At 63.3% G+C, this 15947-nt stretch carries 12 protein-coding genes and 1 pseudogene; 5 read left to right on the top strand and 8 right to left on the bottom strand.

What is annotated here, in order from left to right:
• Positions 1-148 precede the first annotated feature (148 nt).
• Both AB688_RS27430 and AB688_RS27425 read left to right on the top strand, forming a co-directional pair.
• Positions 149-865 (top strand): annotated as a pseudogene (locus AB688_RS27430) (MCP four helix bundle domain-containing protein); the annotation flags it as partial.
• A gap of 30 nt (positions 866-895) precedes the next feature.
• Positions 896-1768 carry a methyl-accepting chemotaxis protein gene (locus AB688_RS27425; RefSeq protein WP_370671078.1) on the top strand — a complete coding sequence of 291 codons (873 nt, stop codon included), beginning with the start codon at positions 896-898 and terminating at the stop codon, positions 1766-1768.
• 57 nt (positions 1769-1825) lie between these two features.
• Here AB688_RS27425 and gbcB read toward each other — a convergent pair whose 3' ends face one another.
• Positions 1826-2926, bottom strand: coding sequence for a glycine-betaine demethylase subunit GbcB (gbcB, locus tag AB688_RS03850; protein ID WP_063542284.1), 1101 nt, complete (start codon positions 2924-2926; stop codon positions 1826-1828).
• A gap of 296 nt (positions 2927-3222) precedes the next feature.
• Between gbcB and gbcA the strand changes: the two genes are divergently transcribed.
• Complete coding sequence (gene gbcA / locus AB688_RS03845) at positions 3223-4515, top strand: glycine-betaine demethylase subunit GbcA (protein WP_054892142.1); 1293 nt, start codon at positions 3223-3225, stop codon at positions 4513-4515.
• A gap of 778 nt (positions 4516-5293) precedes the next feature.
• Here the strand turns inward: gbcA and AB688_RS03840 are convergent.
• From AB688_RS03840 to AB688_RS03815, 6 genes are all read right to left on the bottom strand, one after another.
• Positions 5294-6064 (bottom strand): electron transfer flavoprotein subunit beta, encoded by a 771-nt coding sequence (locus tag AB688_RS03840; protein WP_063542282.1) that lies wholly within the window; start codon positions 6062-6064, stop codon positions 5294-5296.
• A gap of 10 nt (positions 6065-6074) precedes the next feature.
• Entirely contained in the window at positions 6075-7307 is a 1233-nt protein-coding gene (locus tag AB688_RS03835; protein ID WP_063542280.1) for an electron transfer flavoprotein subunit alpha/FixB family protein, read from the bottom strand.
• A complete protein-coding gene (gene dgcB, locus AB688_RS03830) occupies positions 7307-9262 on the bottom strand; it encodes a dimethylglycine demethylation protein DgcB (RefSeq protein WP_063542278.1) in 1956 nt (651 codons plus the stop codon). The genes AB688_RS03835 and dgcB overlap by 1 nt, the downstream gene beginning before the upstream one ends.
• 173 nt (positions 9263-9435) lie before the next feature.
• Positions 9436-11496: a dimethylglycine demethylation protein DgcA gene (gene dgcA, locus AB688_RS03825; protein WP_054891725.1), complete on the bottom strand. Its 2061-nt coding sequence runs from the start codon at positions 11494-11496 to the stop codon at positions 9436-9438.
• Positions 11497-11511: 15 nt separating this feature from the next.
• Positions 11512-12042, bottom strand: a complete 531-nt coding sequence (locus tag AB688_RS03820; protein ID WP_054891724.1) for a DUF5943 domain-containing protein — start codon at positions 12040-12042, stop codon at positions 11512-11514.
• Positions 12043-12120: 78 nt separating this feature from the next.
• A complete protein-coding gene (locus AB688_RS03815; RefSeq protein ID WP_009404077.1) occupies positions 12121-13098 on the bottom strand; it encodes a dipeptidase in 978 nt (325 codons plus the stop codon).
• A gap of 275 nt (positions 13099-13373) precedes the next feature.
• Between AB688_RS03815 and AB688_RS03810 the strand changes: the two genes are divergently transcribed.
• Positions 13374-13775 (top strand): lysozyme inhibitor LprI family protein, encoded by a 402-nt coding sequence (locus AB688_RS03810; RefSeq protein WP_054891723.1) that lies wholly within the window; start codon positions 13374-13376, stop codon positions 13773-13775.
• A 52-nt stretch (positions 13776-13827) separates the two neighbouring features.
• Here the strand turns inward: AB688_RS03810 and AB688_RS03805 are convergent, their stop codons facing one another.
• Positions 13828-14772 carry a GlxA family transcriptional regulator gene (locus tag AB688_RS03805; RefSeq protein ID WP_054891722.1) on the bottom strand — a complete coding sequence of 315 codons (945 nt, stop codon included), beginning with the start codon at positions 14770-14772 and terminating at the stop codon, positions 13828-13830.
• A 148-nt stretch (positions 14773-14920) separates the two neighbouring features.
• On the opposite strand from AB688_RS03805, the gene choX reads away from it, so the two are divergent.
• On the top strand, positions 14921-15865 hold the full coding sequence (gene choX, locus AB688_RS03800; protein ID WP_054891721.1) for a choline ABC transporter substrate-binding protein: 945 nt from the start codon (positions 14921-14923) through the stop codon (positions 15863-15865).
• Positions 15866-15947: the final 82 nt, after the last annotated feature.

Below are 15947 nucleotides of genomic sequence, written 5' to 3'. Positions count from 1 at the left end.
CCGGCCTGGATCAACCGCCTGTCAGGAAGAACGAGTGTAAATCCTCGTTTAGCCCCCCGTTGCCTAAAGACTCGTGCGTTCCGACCGATAGGCAGGTAGGTCAAATTCCTTCGCATGGACGCGAGCCTTCCCTCCGGATCTCGACGTCATGTCCCTACGCAATCTGAATATCGCCCCACGCGCCCTGCTCGGCTTTTCCCTGATCGGTGTGCTGATGCTTAGCCTGGGTATTTTTTCCCTCATCCAGATGGGCAACATCCGGCAGGCGGGCATCATCATCGAGCAGGTCAATGTCCCGAGTATCAAGCTGCTGGATGAAATGACCGCGCTCAACCTGCGCCTGCGCACCCTGTCCTATCGCCTGCTGGTCAACCGGGAATCCCAGGCCGATACCATTCGCCTGATGGACGAACGCAACGCCCAGATCGACAAGGCCCGCAGCGCCTACGCACCACTGATCGCCGAGCCTGAGGAACAGGCCGCATTCGACCAGTTCGGCCAGTTGCTGACCCAGTACCGCCAGCTCGAAGCGCGCATGCGCAGCCTGAGCCAGGCCGGCCAGCTCGACCCTATGCGCGAGATGCTCAACCGCGACCTGCTGGCCAACTCGGACCAGATCAACAAGGCCATGGAACACCTGCTGCAGATCAACACCGCGCAGACGCGCAAGACCAACGAGGAAGCCGCACGCCAGTACGACAGTGCCTTCATGCTGGTGATCGGCCTGCTGGTCGCTGCCACGGTGCTCACACTGCTGTTCGCCCTGATCCTGACTCGCAGCATCGTGGGTCCGATCGACGACGCCCTGCGCGCCGCCGAGCAGATCGCCGAAGGCGACCTCACCCAACGCGTCACCACCGACGGCACCGACGAAGCCGCTCGTCTGCTGCAGGCCATGGCCAAGATGCAGGACAAGCTGCGCGACACCCTGCAACTGATCGCAGGCTCTGCCACCCAGCTCGCCTCGGCCGCCGAGGAGCTCAACAGCGTCACCGACGAAAGCGCGCGCGGCCTTGCCCAGCAGAACAACGAGATCCAGCAGGCAGCGACTGCGGTTACCGAGATGACCAGCGCTGTCGAAGAGGTCGCACGCAATGCCGTCAGCACCTCGGAGGCCTCGGGTGAAGCCAGCCGCTCCGCTGGCGATGGCCGCGACCTGGTGATCGAGACGGTCGGTGCCATCGAGCGCATGAGCAGCGACGTGCAGACCACCGCCAGGCTGATCGAGGACCTGGCCGGGCAGTCCCGCGATATCGGCAAGGTGCTGGACGTGATCCGCGGCCTGGCCGACCAGACCAACCTGCTGGCACTCAACGCCGCCATCGAAGCGGCACGTGCCGGTGAAGCTGGACGGGGCTTCGCGGTGGTAGCCGACGAGGTGCGGGCATTGGCTCACCGCACCCAGCAGTCGACCAGCGAGATCGAGCGGATGATCGGCAGCATCCAGGGCGGCACCGAGCATGCGGTGGAATCGATGCGCACCAGTACCGATCGAGCCGAATCGACCCTGAACATCGCTCGCGGCGCTGGCCTTGCATTGGACACCATCACCAGCGCCGTGGCGCAGATCAACGAACGCAATCTGGTGATCGCCAGCGCCGCCGAGGAACAGGCCCAGGTGGCCCGCGAAGTGGACCGCAACCTGGTGAACATCAATGACCTGTCGGTGCAGAGCGCGACCGGCGCACACCAGACCAGCATGGCCAGCGCCGAGCTGTCACGTCTGGCGGTGGATCTGAACGGGTTGGTGGCGCGGTTCAGGACCTGAACACGCAAATCCTGCAGGAGAGGCGGTTCGCCGCTCCTGCAGGTACGGTGCAACGGATCAATACTCGATCCGCACATCCCCCTTGGGCACGCTGCAGCATGACAGGATGTACCCTTCGGCTTCGTCTTCCTCGGTGATCCCGCCGTTGTGGTCCATCTCTACCTCACCGCCGAGCTTGAGCACCTTGCAGGTGCCGCAAATGCCCATGCCGCAGGCCTTGGGAATCATCAGCCCGACCTTCGCCGCCGCCGCATGCACCGTCTCGCCCGGGGCGATGCGGATGCTCTTCTCGCTGCCGACGAACTCCACCAGGTTGAGGTCGGCCACATCCACTTCCGGCGCCTCGGCGGCCGCTTCGGCGTGCTCGACCGCATCGGCCTTGGCCTCGGCCGGCGTCGCACCGAACGATTCCTCGTGGTAGTTCTTCATGTCGAAGCCGACCGCTTCGAGCATGCGCTTGACCGCGTTCATGTAGGGCGTCGGGCCACAGCAGAAGATCACCCGCTCGAGGTAATCCGGCGCGATAAGCTCCATCAGCCGTTGGTTCAGGTAGCCGCGATAGCCCGCCCAGGGCTCGCCCAAGCCGTGCTTCTCGCAAATGATGTGCAGGCTGAAGTTGGGAATGCGCGAGGCCATGTGTTCCAGCTCGCGGTGATAGATGATGTCCTTGGGTGAGCGGGCACTGTGCACGAAGACCATGTCGACATTGGCGTTGGTGTCGTAGAACCAGCGCGCCATGGACATCACCGGGGTGATGCCGACGCCGCCGGAGAGGTACAGCGCCTTGTTGGCCGGGAAGTCGATGGCGTTGAACAACCCCACCGGGCCGTGCACGGGAAGCTCTGCGCCTTCGTGCAAGGTGTCGTGGAGGAAGTTCGACACCAGCCCGCCAGGCACACGCTTGACCGTGATCGAGAAGCTGTAGGGGACTGAAGGCGAGCTGGAGATGGTGTAGGAACGCATCACCGGCTTGCCTTCGATCTCCAGCTCCAGCGTCACGAACTGGCCCGGCTTGAAGAAGAACATGATCGGCTGGTCGGCCATGAAGCAGAAGGTGCGCACGTCCCAGGTCTCCTGGATGACCTTGACGCAGCGCACGATGTGGCGGCCGTTGGCCCAGGTCTGGGTGGTGACCGGATTGAGGAAGGTTTCGGACATGTTCTTCTCCAGCAGCCGACTATCGGCCTTCTTATGGCTGCGATAATGCGCAACGCCGAGACGTCGCACATTCCCATCCGCGACATCGGCGTGCTTATCGCGACCAGCCCCGAGGTACAAGGGCTGGCGCGTCGGAATTCGATTCGGCCATGTCGCCCATGGATATGGTTCGCGAACGGCGCGAACGCACACTCCTCGGCAAATAGAACCGCTGTTCTTTCGCTGACAGCCTTGCGCCAACCACAACAACGATTAGCCACCTTTCGCCGGCCGACAACGGCCTTGAGGATATAACGATGGACGTCACCGCAACCCTGAGCCTGGGCGATCCACTGGAACCTGCACGCAAGGCCACCGCCGAGATGCTGCAGACCCGCGAGCGGACCTACTCGCTGCCGCAGCCGTTCTACTGCGACGAGCGCCTGTTCCAGATCGACATGCAGGAGATCTTCCACAAGGAGTGGCTGATCGCGGGAATGACCTGCGAGATTCCGGCGAAAGGCAACTACCTGACCCTGCAGATCGGCAAGAACCCGGTGATCGTGATTCGCGGCACCGAAGGCAAGGTGCACGCCTTCCACAACGTCTGCCGCCACCGCGGTTCGCGCCTGTGCGTCAGCGACAAGGGCAAGGTGGCCAAGCTGGTGTGCCCATACCACCAGTGGACCTACGAGCTCGACGGCCGCCTGCTGTTCGCCGGCACCGAGATGGGCGCCGACTTCGACATGAACCAGTACGGCCTCAAGCCGATCAACGTGAAGACCGCTGGCGGCTATATCTTCATCAGCCTGGCGGAAAATCCGCCGGCCATCGACGAGTTCCTCGCCACGCTCGACCACTACATGGAACCGTACGACATGGAGAACGCCAAGGTGGCCGTGCAGACCACCTTGATGGAAAAGGCCAACTGGAAGCTGGTCCTGGAAAACAACCGCGAGTGCTACCACTGCAACGGTTCGCACCCCGAATTGCTCAAGACCCTGCTGGAGTGGGACGACACCAACGATCCGCGCGCCGACCAGGCGTTCAAGGACCACGTCGCCGCGTCCGCCGCTGCCTGGGAAGCCGAGAAGATTCCGTACCTGCACAAAAGCCATGGCCTGCGTAACCGCATCGTGCGCATGCCGCTGCTCAAGGGCACCGTATCGATGACCATGGACGGCAAGCAGGCGTGCAAGAAGCTCATGGGCCGCATCAAGAACCCCGACCTGGGTTCGATGCGCATCCTGCACCTGCCGCACTCCTGGAACCACTGCATGGGCGACCACATGATCGTCTTCACGGTGTGGCCGATCAGCGCCCAGGAAACCATGGTCACCACCAAGTGGCTGGTGCACAAGGATGCCGTCGAAGGCGTCGATTACGACCCTGAGCAGATGCGCAAGGTGTGGGACGCCACCAACGACCAGGACCGCCGCCTGGCCGAAGAGAACCAGCGCGGGATCAACTCCACCGCCTACCAGCCGGGCCCGTACTCCAAGACCTACGAGTTCGGTGTGGTCAACTTCATCGACTGGTACAGCAACCGCGTCCTGGCCAACCTGGGTGCAGAGCCCGCGCCATACCTGAAGGAAGTCAAGGTTCAGTAAGCCTTCACGGAGGGTGATAAACGCCACGACCGAGTGATCGGCCGTGGCGTTTTACATTGCAATCCAGAGGAACTGAACATGTTATCCACAGAGTTGTTCAGATGGGTTGTGGACAGGAATCGAATATCTGCCGAAAGCCGATTGATCATTATTTGATCAAATCCTTGCAAGCCTTTGATTCAAAGGCCTGCAGGCAATATCGAACACCTTGTCCACAGATACGCCAACAGATTTTGTGGGCACATGCAGGATTGTTGGAAAAGTGCTGTGGATAATGGCCCAGGAGCCTTATCAATCATGATCTTGAGAGTGATCATCGGGGTTTTGATCAATTATTGATCATTATCTTGCAGGCCAATGAAATCAAGGCATCTAGCGGTTGCCCAACATATTATCCACAGAGCCGCCAACAGTGATTGTGGGAAACATCATGGGAATGGCCGGTGATTGCCACGGACGATTCACGAAGCGGGCTGTATGTTTTTTGATCAATCCCCTACAGGCTTTGATTTCAAAGGGCTGTAGAGAAGCGCGAACACTTTATTCACAGGGTCGCGAACAGATTTGGTGGGCAACTCTCGTCCTGGTGAAGACCAGACGTACGGCGGGTGCGGTACCTCTGGGGACAGATGTCTTGTTCAAAATCTAGAAGCCAGCCCAATCCCAGTGGGAGCGGCGGTTCGCCGCTGCGACTTGTCCCGCGAACACGGGCGTAGCCCGTGCCAGGCAGTGCGGTGTTCTTTTCGCGGGCAAGCCCGCTCCTACAAGCCCCAACCAGTCAGCGCAACACGCCTTCCTCCACCAACAACTTGAGGATCGCCTCGGCGCCCTCCTGTGGAGAAACATCCTTGAGCACCTTGCCGCCGCCACCGCTGGCCTTGGCCGTGGCCGCCTTCATCCGGTCGGCACCGCTCTTGGCCTTGATCACCTTGAGCCGCTTGGGCCGCGGGCGGGCAGGCTGCAAGGCGTCGCCTTCGAGCAACTGATCCTCCACCACCGCCACGTTACGCGCCGCCAGCACACCCCGCCGTGCAGGGCCAAAGGCGCTCTGGCGCGGCTTGGGCGCCGCGTTATCCACAGTCGCCAGCAACGGCAGGCGCACCTTCAACCGGCGTCGTTGACCGCGCGGCAAGGCTTGCAGGACCTGGGCGGTGCCATTCTCGATCGATTCCACCTCGGCCAGGCCCACCACCAACGGCCAGCCCAGCCGCTCGGCCAGCAGAAACGGCAACATGCCCGAGCCTTCACCCGTCTCGGCCTGGCTGCCGGTGAGCACCAACTGGGCACCGGCATCGCGCAGGTAATCCCCCAGTACCCCCAGCACATCGGCCCCCGCAGGCTGCTCGAGGACATCCAGATGCTCCAGGCCCATACCCAGATAGGCGCGCAGGGCCTCTTCGCGCGGGTCGCCGGCATGCACCACCTGCAAGTTATCCCCAGCCAGCTGCAAGCCCAATTCGACGGCGCGTGCATCCTGCTCGGCGCGGCGGGCGCGGCGAGAGCTGGGGTGGGCACCGATGGAAACCAGGCTGATGACTTTCGTACTCATGCTCGTGCCCTTATGCCGCGTCGCGCTGAGCGCCGCTGCGGTAGTTGTCCACAGCCTCGATCAGTGCCTGAAGAATCGCCGCGCTGTCGCCAATCACAGACAGGTCGGCCCGTTTGATCATGTCGCAACCGGGGTCCATGTTGATCGCCACCACCTTGTCGCAGGCACCGATCCCCTGCAGGTGCTGGATCGCCCCGGAGATACCCACAGCCACGTAGACCCGCGCCGTGACCCAGGTACCGGTAGCGCCGACCTGGCGGTTGCGCGGCATGAAGCCGTCGTCCACCGCCACCCGCGAAGCGCCTTCGGTAGCGCCAAGCGCCACGGTCGCCCTGTGGAAAAGCTCCCAGTCTTTCACGCCGTTGCCACCGGAGACGATGAATTCCGCCTCGGCCATGGCGATCGAGGCTGGATCTACCGCGACTGGCCCCAGGTCTTCGATACGCGACAGGCTGCGCGCCACGCCTGTGGACAACTCCACCGGCAACGCTTCGTGACGGGTTTCGCTGACCGGCTCGGCGCATTCGGCGGCGGCCAGGATCAGGCGCGGCAGACCTCTCTGCAGGTCCTGCTGACCGGCACCGGCGCGGCCGATGCACTGGCCGTCCTTGATCTGCCAGACCCGCGTCGCCGGGCGCTCGCCCAAGGCGGCGCCCAGACGCCGACCCAGTTCGCCGCCACCGGTGCGGCTGTCGGGCAATAGCCAGTGTCGTGGCGCGAACTGGTTATCCACAGCCCGCAAGCCCTGGACAAGCTGTTCGGGCACATAGCCTTCGAACGCTTCGCCTTCAATGACCAGCAGGCGGTCGACGCCGGCTGTGGAAAAGTGGTTTTCCTTGTGTTCACCAAACACCACCGCCAGCACCGCACCGTCACTGCCGGCAAGGCTGCGGGCAAGGCCGAGCAGGTCGCAGTCGTGGCTGCCCAGGCGGCCACCGACCATGTCAGGCACCACGGCGATGTAGAACGCCGGATCCGCCACTTGATGCAAGGGCAATTGCACCTCGGCGGCTGCCGTGCGCCGACCACCGATCGCCGTGCCCTGCTGGGCGCCGCTGCGGTCGATACGCTTGAGGCCACTGGGGCCGATGAAACCGGCGGCGATGGCGTGAGGATTCTTGCGGATGAGCCCATAGGGGCCCATCCAGCGGGTCTGTTGCGTCTGCATCGCCGCGTGCAGCGGATGCAGGCGGTTGCGGGCAATCCACTCGGCGCGGGGATCGCGGCGGATGATGTCGCTCATCAGTGCACCTCCGCAGGTTCACGTTTTACCTGGTTTGATTTGCTCGCGGCGGCGGGAGTGTCGTCCTCGATCAGCACGTCGGCGACCAGCTCGGCCAGGTCCTTGATCTGTGGCCGCGGTTCGACCACACCTTCAAGCATTGCCGTGCACTGTGGACAACCCACCGCCACCAGTTCGGCCTCGGTCTCGCGGATATCGTCCATGCGCATGTCGGGAATGCGCTGCTTGCCTGGGATGTCGGTGATCGGCGCACCGCCGCCACCGCCACAGCAACGCGAACGGAAGCCCGAGCGTTGCATCTCGCGCACCTCGATGCCCAAGGCCTTGAGCACGTCGCGCGGGGCTTGGTACTCGCCGTTGTAGCGCCCCAGGTAGCACGGGTCGTGGTAGGTCACGCTACCGCCCTTGTGCTGGGCGAGGTTGAGCTTGTTGGCGGCGATCAACTCGGCGATGTAGGTGCTGTGGTGCTGCACCTGGTACTCGCCGCCCAGGGCGCCGTATTCGTTCTTCAATACATGGAAACTGTGCGGATCGCAGGTGACGATGCGCTGGAAGCGGTATTGGCCCAGGGTCTGAATGTTGCGCTTGGCCAGTTGCTGGAAGGTCGCTTCATCGCCCAGGCGGCGGGCTACGTCTCCGCTGTCGCGCTCCTCCAGGCCCAGCACGGCGAAGTCCACACCCGAGGCCTTGAGCACCTTGACGAAGGCACGCAGGGTGCGCTGGTTGCGCATGTCGAAGGCGCCGTCACCGACCCAGAACAACACCTCGGTGGTCTTCACCTCCGACAGCAGTTTCAGGTTCAGGTCGGCGGCCCAGTTCATCCGCCCACCGGGGTTGAAGCCGCCGGGGTTGTCGGTGGCGATCAGATTGTCCAGCACCTCGGCGCCTTTGTTCGGCGTCGCGCCCTTTTCCAGCGTGAGGTGACGGCGCATGTCGACGATGGCATCGACGTGCTCGATCATCATCGGGCACTCCTCGACGCACGCGCGACAGGTAGTGCACGACCACAGCGTCTCGGCATCGACCAGGCCGTTGACGATCGGCTGGTGCGGATGACCGCCGTGCTCACCCACCGGTTTACCGGGGTACGGGCTACCGGCAAAGGTCGCATCGGTGCCACCGGCCAGGCCGATGACCATGTCCTGGATGAGCTTTTTCGGGTTCAGCGGCTGGCCGGCGGCGAATGCCGGACACATCGCCTCGCACTTGCCGCACTGCACGCAGGCGTCGAAGCCCAACAGTTGGTTCCAGGTGAAATCGACCGGTTTCTCCACACCCAACGGTGCGTTCGGATCTTCCAGGTCGAGCGGCTTGAGGCCAGTGGAGCGGCCGCCACCGAAACGCTCGGCACGGCGGTGCCAGGCCAGGTGCAGGGCACCGGCGAAGGCGTGCTTCATCGGCCCGCCCCAGGTCATGCCGAAGAACAGCTCCGACACACCCCACAGCACGCCCAGGCCGAGAATGCCGACCATCACCCAGCCGCCGGTATTGGCCGGCAGGATGCCCGCGACCGGCAAGGTGGCGATGAAAAAGCTCGCGGCGAACACCAGCAGGCTTTTCGGCAGGCGCATCCACGGGCCCTTGGACAGGCGCGCGGGCGGATTCAGACGACGCTTGAAGACGAAAATCGCGCCGCTGAACATGATCACCGTGGCCACCAGCAGTGCGTAGCCAAGGATCTTGCTCTGCAGGCCGAAGCCGTGCACCAGGATCGCCAGCAGGGCCGACAGCACGAAGCCGCCTGCGGTGGCGACGTGGGTCTTGGACATGTACTTGTCGCGCTCGACCACATGGTGCAGATCGACCAGGTAACGCCGCGGCATGGCCAGCAGGCCACCGAGCAGGTCGACCTTGCTTGGCCGCCCGCGTCGCCACATGCGCACGCGGCGCAGGGCGCCGAGCACCGCCAGGGCGAGCGCGGCGAACAGCAGGATGGGTAGAAGGGTGTTCAACATGGGAGGCTCCCACAACAGCGGTTGCAAGGGGTTCAGGCCCCTGGAATCCTGCACCGGCCCTGTGGGAGCGGGCTTGCCCGCGAATGCGCCAGGTCAGACAACCCTGTTGTTGGTGCTGACGCTTTCGCGGGCAAGCCCGCTCCCACGGGGGCCGGTGTGTGCCGACAGATCGATCAGAAATCCTTGCACAACCGCAAGGCGTCATAGATCGCCGCATGCACGTTGCGCTGGGCCACGCAGTCGCCGATGCGGTACAGCAGGTAGCCCTCGCCCGGCTGGCTGAGGATCGGCTGCGGCTGGATCGCGAACAGGGCGTCGATGTCGATCTGGCCCTTGTTGCGCGAACCCTCCTTGAGCCCGTAGTACAGCTCCTCGTCCGGACGCACGCCGTTTTCGATCACCACCTGGTCGACCACACGCTCTTCCTTGGCCCCGGTGTATTCGTTCTCGAGCACCGCCACCAGCTTGTCGCCCTCGCGGTAGACCTTCTCCAGCATCATGTCCCCGGTCATGATCACTTCCTTGGGGTAGATGCTGCGGTAGTAGGTCGGGAAGGTCGTGCCGCCCATGGCTACGCCCGGCTTGATGTCGTCGGTGACGATCTCGACCTGGCTGCCCTTGTCGGCGATGAAGTCGGCGGTGGACATGCCGGTGAATTCGCAGATGGTGTCGTAAACCAGCACGTTCTTGCCCGGTGCGACCTTGCCGTCGAGCACGTCCCAGCTACTGACCACCAGCCCTTCGGCGGCGCCCCAGTGCTCGTTCTGCTCGATGAACGGATGACCGCCCACCGCCAGCACGATGATGTCCGGGCGCAGGTCCTGGATGGTCGCGATGTCTGCCGCAGTACCCAGGCGCAGGTCGACCTTCAGGCGCGCGAACTCCAGCTGGTACCAGCGGGTGATGCCGGCGATCTGGTCGCGCTGCGGTGCCTTGGCGGCGATGGTGATCTGCCCGCCGATCTGCTCCTTCTTCTCGAACACGGTGACGTCATGGCCACGCTCGGCAGCCACTCGTGCGGCCTCCATGCCGGCAGGGCCGGCGCCGACCACCACCACCTTGCGTTTCGGCCCGGTGGACTTCTCGATGATGTGCGGCACACCCATGTATTCACGGGACGTCGCGGCGTTCTGGATGCACAGCACGTCCAGGCCCTGGTACTGACGGTCGATGCAGTAGTTGGCACCGACGCACTGCTTGATCTGGTCGATCTGGCCCATCTTGATCTTGGCGATCAGGTGCGGGTCGGCCATGTGCGCACGGGTCATGCCGACCATGTCGACATAACCGCCTTCGAGAATACGCGTGGCCTGGTTCGGGTCCTTGATGTTCTGCGCGTGCAGCACCGGGACCTTGACCACTTCCTTGATGCCGGCCGCCAGGTGCAGGAACGGCTCCGGCGGATAGCTCATGTTGGGGATGACGTTGGCCAGGGTATTGTGGGTGTCGCAACCCGAACCGACCACGCCGATGAAGTCGATCATGCCGGTGGCGTCGTAGTACGCGGCGATCTGCTTCATGTCCTCGTGGCTCAGGCCATCGGGGTGGAATTCGTCACCGCAGATACGCATGCCCACGCAGAAATCGTCACCGACCTCGGCGCGTACCGCCTTGAGCACTTCCAGGCCGAACTTCATGCGGCCTTCGAAGCTGCCGCCCCACTCGTCGGTACGCTTGTTGACCCGCGGGCTCCAGAACTGGTCGATCATGTGCTGATGCACCGCCGACAGCTCCACGCCGTCCAGTCCGCCTTCCTTCGCCCGGCGCGCGGCCTGGGCGTAGTTGCCGATCACCCGCCAGATCTCCTCCACCTCGATGGTCTTGCAGGTGGCGCGGTGCACCGGCTCGCGGATGCCGGACGGCGACATCAGCGTGGGCCAGTGGAAACCGTCCCAGCGTGAGCGACGGCCCATGTGGGTAATCTGGATCATGATCTTGGCGCCATGCTTGTGCATGGCGTCGGCCAAGTTCTGGAAGTGCGGAATGATGCGGTCGGTGGACAGGTTCACCGAGGCCCACCATTGCTGCGGGCTGTCGATGGCCACCACCGACGAGCCGCCACAGATGGCCAGGCCGATGCCGCCCTTGGCCTTCTCTTCGTAGTACTTCACGTAGCGCTCGGTGGTCATGCCGCCGTCGGTGGCGTAGACCTCGGCGTGCGCGGTGCTGAGCACCCGGTTGCGGATGGTCAGCTTGCCGATCTGGATCGGCTGGAACATTGCTTCGAATGCCATGACGCTCTCTCCGGCTTACAACGGCTTTGTAACGAACAGGCCATCTTCGTGACCTTCTTCAGAACCGCCATAGACCTGCTCCGCCACAGTGCGGATCGAGCTGCCACGGGCAGCGAGGATCTGGTCCATGGCACCGGCGAACCAGCCGGTGAACATGTAGTCGACCTTGCGGCCGCATTTGCCATACACGTAGACGAACGCCGAGTGCTTGAGCTTGACGCTGCATGTGCCTTTGTCGAGGTCGATGTCCTGGATCTCGAACAGGCCCCAGCCACGCTGACTCAGGCGCTTCATGTAGTGCTCGAACACCGCCACGCCTTCCAGGCCATGGCACTCGGCCTCTTTTTCGCACCAGTGCCAGGCGGATTTGTAGCCGGCCTTGTAGAGGATCTCGGCATAGGCGTCGGCGCCCAGCACCTCCTCGATGCCAATGTGGTTGTTGACGAAGAAATGCCGCGGTACGTACAGCATCGGCAAAGCGTCAGAAGTCCAGACACCGGTCTCGCTGTCGACTTCGATTGGCAATTGCGGGGCGATCTTGGCCATGGAAACTCAACTCCATAAAATTTTTTGTTTGGATGCCCCGGCGTTGCTGGCAGGGGCTTTCAGGCTCGGAGTGCGGCTTTATTCGCCCCACACATCCTTGAGGACGTTCACCCAGTTCTCGCCCATGATCTTGCGTACCACGCGCTCGGAATGGCCGCGCTTGAGCAGGGTTTCGGTGAGGTTGGGGAATTCGCCCACAGTGCGGATGCCCAGCGGGTTGATGATCTTGCCGAAGTTGGTCAGACGACGGGCGTAGCCCTTGTCGTGGGTCAGGTACTCGAAGAAGTCCTGGCCATGGCCCTGGGTGAAGTCGGTGCCGATACCGATGGCGTCTTCACCAACGATGTTCATGGTGTACTCGATGGCCTCGGCGTAGTCGTCGATGGTCGAGTCGATGCCCTTGGCCAGGAACGGCGCGAACATGGTCACGCCGACGAAGCCGCCATGGTCGGCGATGAACTTCAGCTCTTCATCGGACTTGTTGCGCGGGTGCTCTTTAAGGCCCGACGGCAGGCAGTGGGAGTAGCAGACCGGCTTTTTCGATTCGAGGATGACTTCCTCGGAAGTCTTGGAGCCCACATGCGAGAGGTCGCACATGATGCCGACACGGTTCATCTCGGCGACGATCTCGCGGCCGAAGCCCGACAGACCGCCATCACGCTCGTAGCAACCGGTGCCGACCAGGTTCTGGGTGTTGTAGCACATCTGCACGATGCCCACGCCCAGCTGCTTGAAGACGTCGACGTAGGCAATCTGGTCTTCGAACGCATGGGCGTTCTGGAAGCCGAAGAGGATGCCGGTCTTGCCCAGCTCCTTGGCCTTGCGGATGTCGGCAGTGGTGCGCACCGGCATCACCAGGTCGCTGTTCTCGCGGATCAGCTTCTGGCTGGCGGCGATCTGGTCGACCGTGGCCTTGAAACCTTCCCAGACCGACACGGTGCAGTTGGCTGCGGTCAGCCCGCCTTTACGCATGTCTTCGAACAGCTCGCGGTTCCACTTGGCGATGATCAAGCCATCGATGACGATGCTGTCGGCGTGTAATTCGGCTGGGCTCATCAGGCTGTCCCCTTTTGTCGAGTTGGGCGACGCCGAATCGTGTGCCGGCGCTTTGGGGCCAGCATATGCCTGCGGCCCTTGTCGCCCCGATGCAAAAACGACAGGGGGTTTGCCGAAAGCGTCAATGAGCGACATGGCATGCTCTGGCACGCCGCTTGGCAATGAGAGCAAGTCTCGACAAGAACCGTTCATGAACATTTTCCCTGCCCTCTACCACCCGGCTCTAGGGTGAGCGAGAATCTCGACGATTCGTCAGCCTGTTCAGGAGAAAACGGATGAAATCAAAGGCATGGCTGGTACTGCTGTTCGTGGCGCTGGGCGCCCAGGCCGCCGAAGAAGAAAGCACGCCCTGCGACAACGTCGAGACCGACCAGCAGACCTATGCGTGCGCGGCGTACAACAAGCAGACCGCCGAACGCGAACTGAAGGCCGCCTACGACGACCTGATCCAGCGCATCCGTGACCAGTACGCGGATGAAAACGACAAGGCCGTTGCGCTCAGCGGACGCATGGAGGCGGCCGAGAAGCTCTGGACCCAGTTGCGCGATGCCGACTGCAAGGTCGAGACCTATGCCGAGAAACCTGGCAGCAAGGCCTTTGAAGCGGCGTGGAATACCTGCGTGGCGCAGCGTAGCGACGAGCGCTCGGAGTATCTGCAGTCGGTGGGGCAGCAGTGACTCTAATGGCCCTTTCGCCGGCAAACTCGCGAAAGGGCCAGCGCTGACCCCATCACACCGCCCTGGCCAACCTGTCCTCCCGCGGGCAGCGCTCGAACCGCGCCCGATAACAGCGGGTGAAATACGACGCCGACTCGAACCCGCACGCTACCCCCACTTCAAGCACGCTCATATCGGTCTGGCGCAGCAGTTGCCGAGCCTTGTCCAGCCTCAGTCGCAGGTAGAAACCACTGGGCGTGTCGTCCAGGTGCAGGCGAAACAGGCGCTCCAACTGACGACGGGTCACCTGCACGGCATCGGCCAGTACCTGGGTGTTGAGCGGCTGCTCGGTGTTGCGCTCCATTTCGCCGATCACCTTCACCAGCTTTTTGTTGCGAATGCCGTAGCGCGTGGCGATCTCCATGCGCTGGTGATCCTGGCGCGGCCGGATGCGGCTGACCACGAACTGCTCCGACACCTGGATCGCCAGTTCGCTGCCGTGGGCCTGGGCGATCAGGTCGAGCATCAGGTCGATGGAGGCGGTCCCCCCGGCGCAGGTGATCCGTCGACGGTCGATCTCGAACAGCTCCTGGGTCGCCTGCAGGCGTGGATAACGCTCCTTGAACGCTTCCAGCGCCTCCCAGTGCAAGGTCGCGCGATAGCCGTCGAGCAAGCCCGCCTCGGCCAGCACCAGCGCACCGGTATCGATACCGCCGAGCGTGCCGCCGTCATGCTCTACGCGCCGCAGCGCCTGTTGCAGCACCGGGCCGTAGCAGGCCAGCGGCTCGAAGCCGGCGACTACCAGCAGCATCCCTCCCCGCTCTCTGTCAGACAGCGCCTGGTCGGCATTGACCGACATGCCGTTGCTGGCCTGCACCGGGCCGCCGTCCAGGCTCAGCACCTGCCAGCGATACAGCGCTCCCCGAAAGCGATTGGCCACCCGCAAGGGCTCCACTGCACTGATGAAGCCCAACGCAGAAAACCCCGGCAAGAGAAGAAACTGGATCGTTTCCGGCATCGCTTACTCCTGGGAAGTGGGTGGTCGCTGCAGTGCAACTCTTGGTCGCCAGCGTGCGATTGCCCACTGTGCCATGGGCGTAACTTTTTTCCCACGGCCCGCAGAGGCCGGATCCCATAACAATACGCACTGCCGATGGAGAGCCACCATGCATCGCTTTATCCGCCGCAGCCTGTTGTCCCTCGCTCTCAGCACCACCGTGGTCACCCCGCTGTTCGCCGCCGAGCCCGCCGCCTGCAAGAACGTGCGCCTCGGTGTGGTCAACTGGACCGACGTCATCGCCACCAGCGCCATGGCCCAGGTCCTGCTCGACGGCCTGGGCTACCAGACCAAACAGACCAGCGCCTCGCAACAGATCATCTTCGCGGGTATCCGCGACAAGCGCCTGGACATGTTCCTCGGGTACTGGAACCCGATCATGACCCAGACCATCACCCCGTTCGTCGATGCCAAGCAGGTCAAGGTCCTGGACCAGCCCAGCCTGGAAGACGCCCGCGCCACGCTCGCAGTACCCAAGTACCTGGCCGACAAGGGCCTGAAGAGCTTTGCCGACATCCACAAGTTCGAGAAGGAGCTGGGCGGCAAGATCTACGGCATCGAGCCAGGCTCGGGCGCCAACACCCAGATCAAGGCGATGATCGCCAGCAACAAGTTCGACCTGGGCAAGTTCCAGCTGGTCGAGTCGAGCGAGGCCGGCATGCTTGCCGCCGTCGATCGTGCCGTGCGCCGCAATGAAGCCGTGGTGTTCTTTGGCTGGGCGCCGCACCCGATGAACGTGAACATCGACATGGTCTACCTGGGCGACAGCCAGGACGCCCTGGGCCCGGACGAAGGCCGTGCCACGGTGTGGACCGTCACCGCGCCCGACTACGCCGAACGCTGCCCCAACGCCAACCGCCTGCTGGCCAACCTGAAATTCAGCGCCGAGGATGAGAGCCGCATGATGCAGCCGCTGCTCGATCACAAGGACCCGCTGGAGTCGGCACGACAGTGGCTCAAGGACCACCCGCAAGACAAGGCCCGCTGGCTTGAAGGCGTGACCACCTTCGACGGCAAGCCGGCGGCTGACAACCTCAAGCTCACCGCCAACTGATCCGGCCTCTTCGCGGGCAAGCCCGCTCCTGCAGGTTATGCGCATGCCATGAGCATGTAGGAGCGGGCTGCCCGCGAAAAGC

This window comes from Pseudomonas putida (assembly GCF_001636055.1).
Lineage (GTDB): Bacteria > Pseudomonadota > Gammaproteobacteria > Pseudomonadales > Pseudomonadaceae > Aquipseudomonas > Aquipseudomonas machongensis.
This window is presented reverse-complemented; position numbering and strand designations above follow the sequence as displayed.

Excerpts from the sequence above, each read along its gene's own strand:
- AB688_RS27425 (WP_370671078.1), top strand. The coding sequence starts at position 896 with ATGGCCAAGATGCAGGACAAGCTGCGCGACACCCTGCAACTGATCGCA.
- gbcB (WP_063542284.1), bottom strand. The coding sequence starts at position 2,926 with ATGTCCGAAACCTTCCTCAATCCGGTCACCACCCAGACCTGGGCCAAC.
- gbcA (WP_054892142.1), top strand. The coding sequence starts at position 3,223 with ATGGACGTCACCGCAACCCTGAGCCTGGGCGATCCACTGGAACCTGCA.
- AB688_RS03840 (WP_063542282.1), bottom strand. The coding sequence starts at position 6,064 with ATGAGTACGAAAGTCATCAGCCTGGTTTCCATCGGTGCCCACCCCAGC.
- AB688_RS03835 (WP_063542280.1), bottom strand. The coding sequence starts at position 7,307 with ATGAGCGACATCATCCGCCGCGATCCCCGCGCCGAGTGGATTGCCCGC.
- dgcB (WP_063542278.1), bottom strand. The coding sequence starts at position 9,262 with ATGTTGAACACCCTTCTACCCATCCTGCTGTTCGCCGCGCTCGCCCTG.
- dgcA (WP_054891725.1), bottom strand. The coding sequence starts at position 11,496 with ATGGCATTCGAAGCAATGTTCCAGCCGATCCAGATCGGCAAGCTGACC.
- AB688_RS03820 (WP_054891724.1), bottom strand. The coding sequence starts at position 12,042 with ATGGCCAAGATCGCCCCGCAATTGCCAATCGAAGTCGACAGCGAGACC.
- AB688_RS03815 (WP_009404077.1), bottom strand. The coding sequence starts at position 13,098 with ATGAGCCCAGCCGAATTACACGCCGACAGCATCGTCATCGATGGCTTG.
- AB688_RS03810 (WP_054891723.1), top strand. The coding sequence starts at position 13,374 with ATGAAATCAAAGGCATGGCTGGTACTGCTGTTCGTGGCGCTGGGCGCC.
- AB688_RS03805 (WP_054891722.1), bottom strand. The coding sequence starts at position 14,772 with ATGCCGGAAACGATCCAGTTTCTTCTCTTGCCGGGGTTTTCTGCGTTG.
- choX (WP_054891721.1), top strand. The coding sequence starts at position 14,921 with ATGCATCGCTTTATCCGCCGCAGCCTGTTGTCCCTCGCTCTCAGCACC.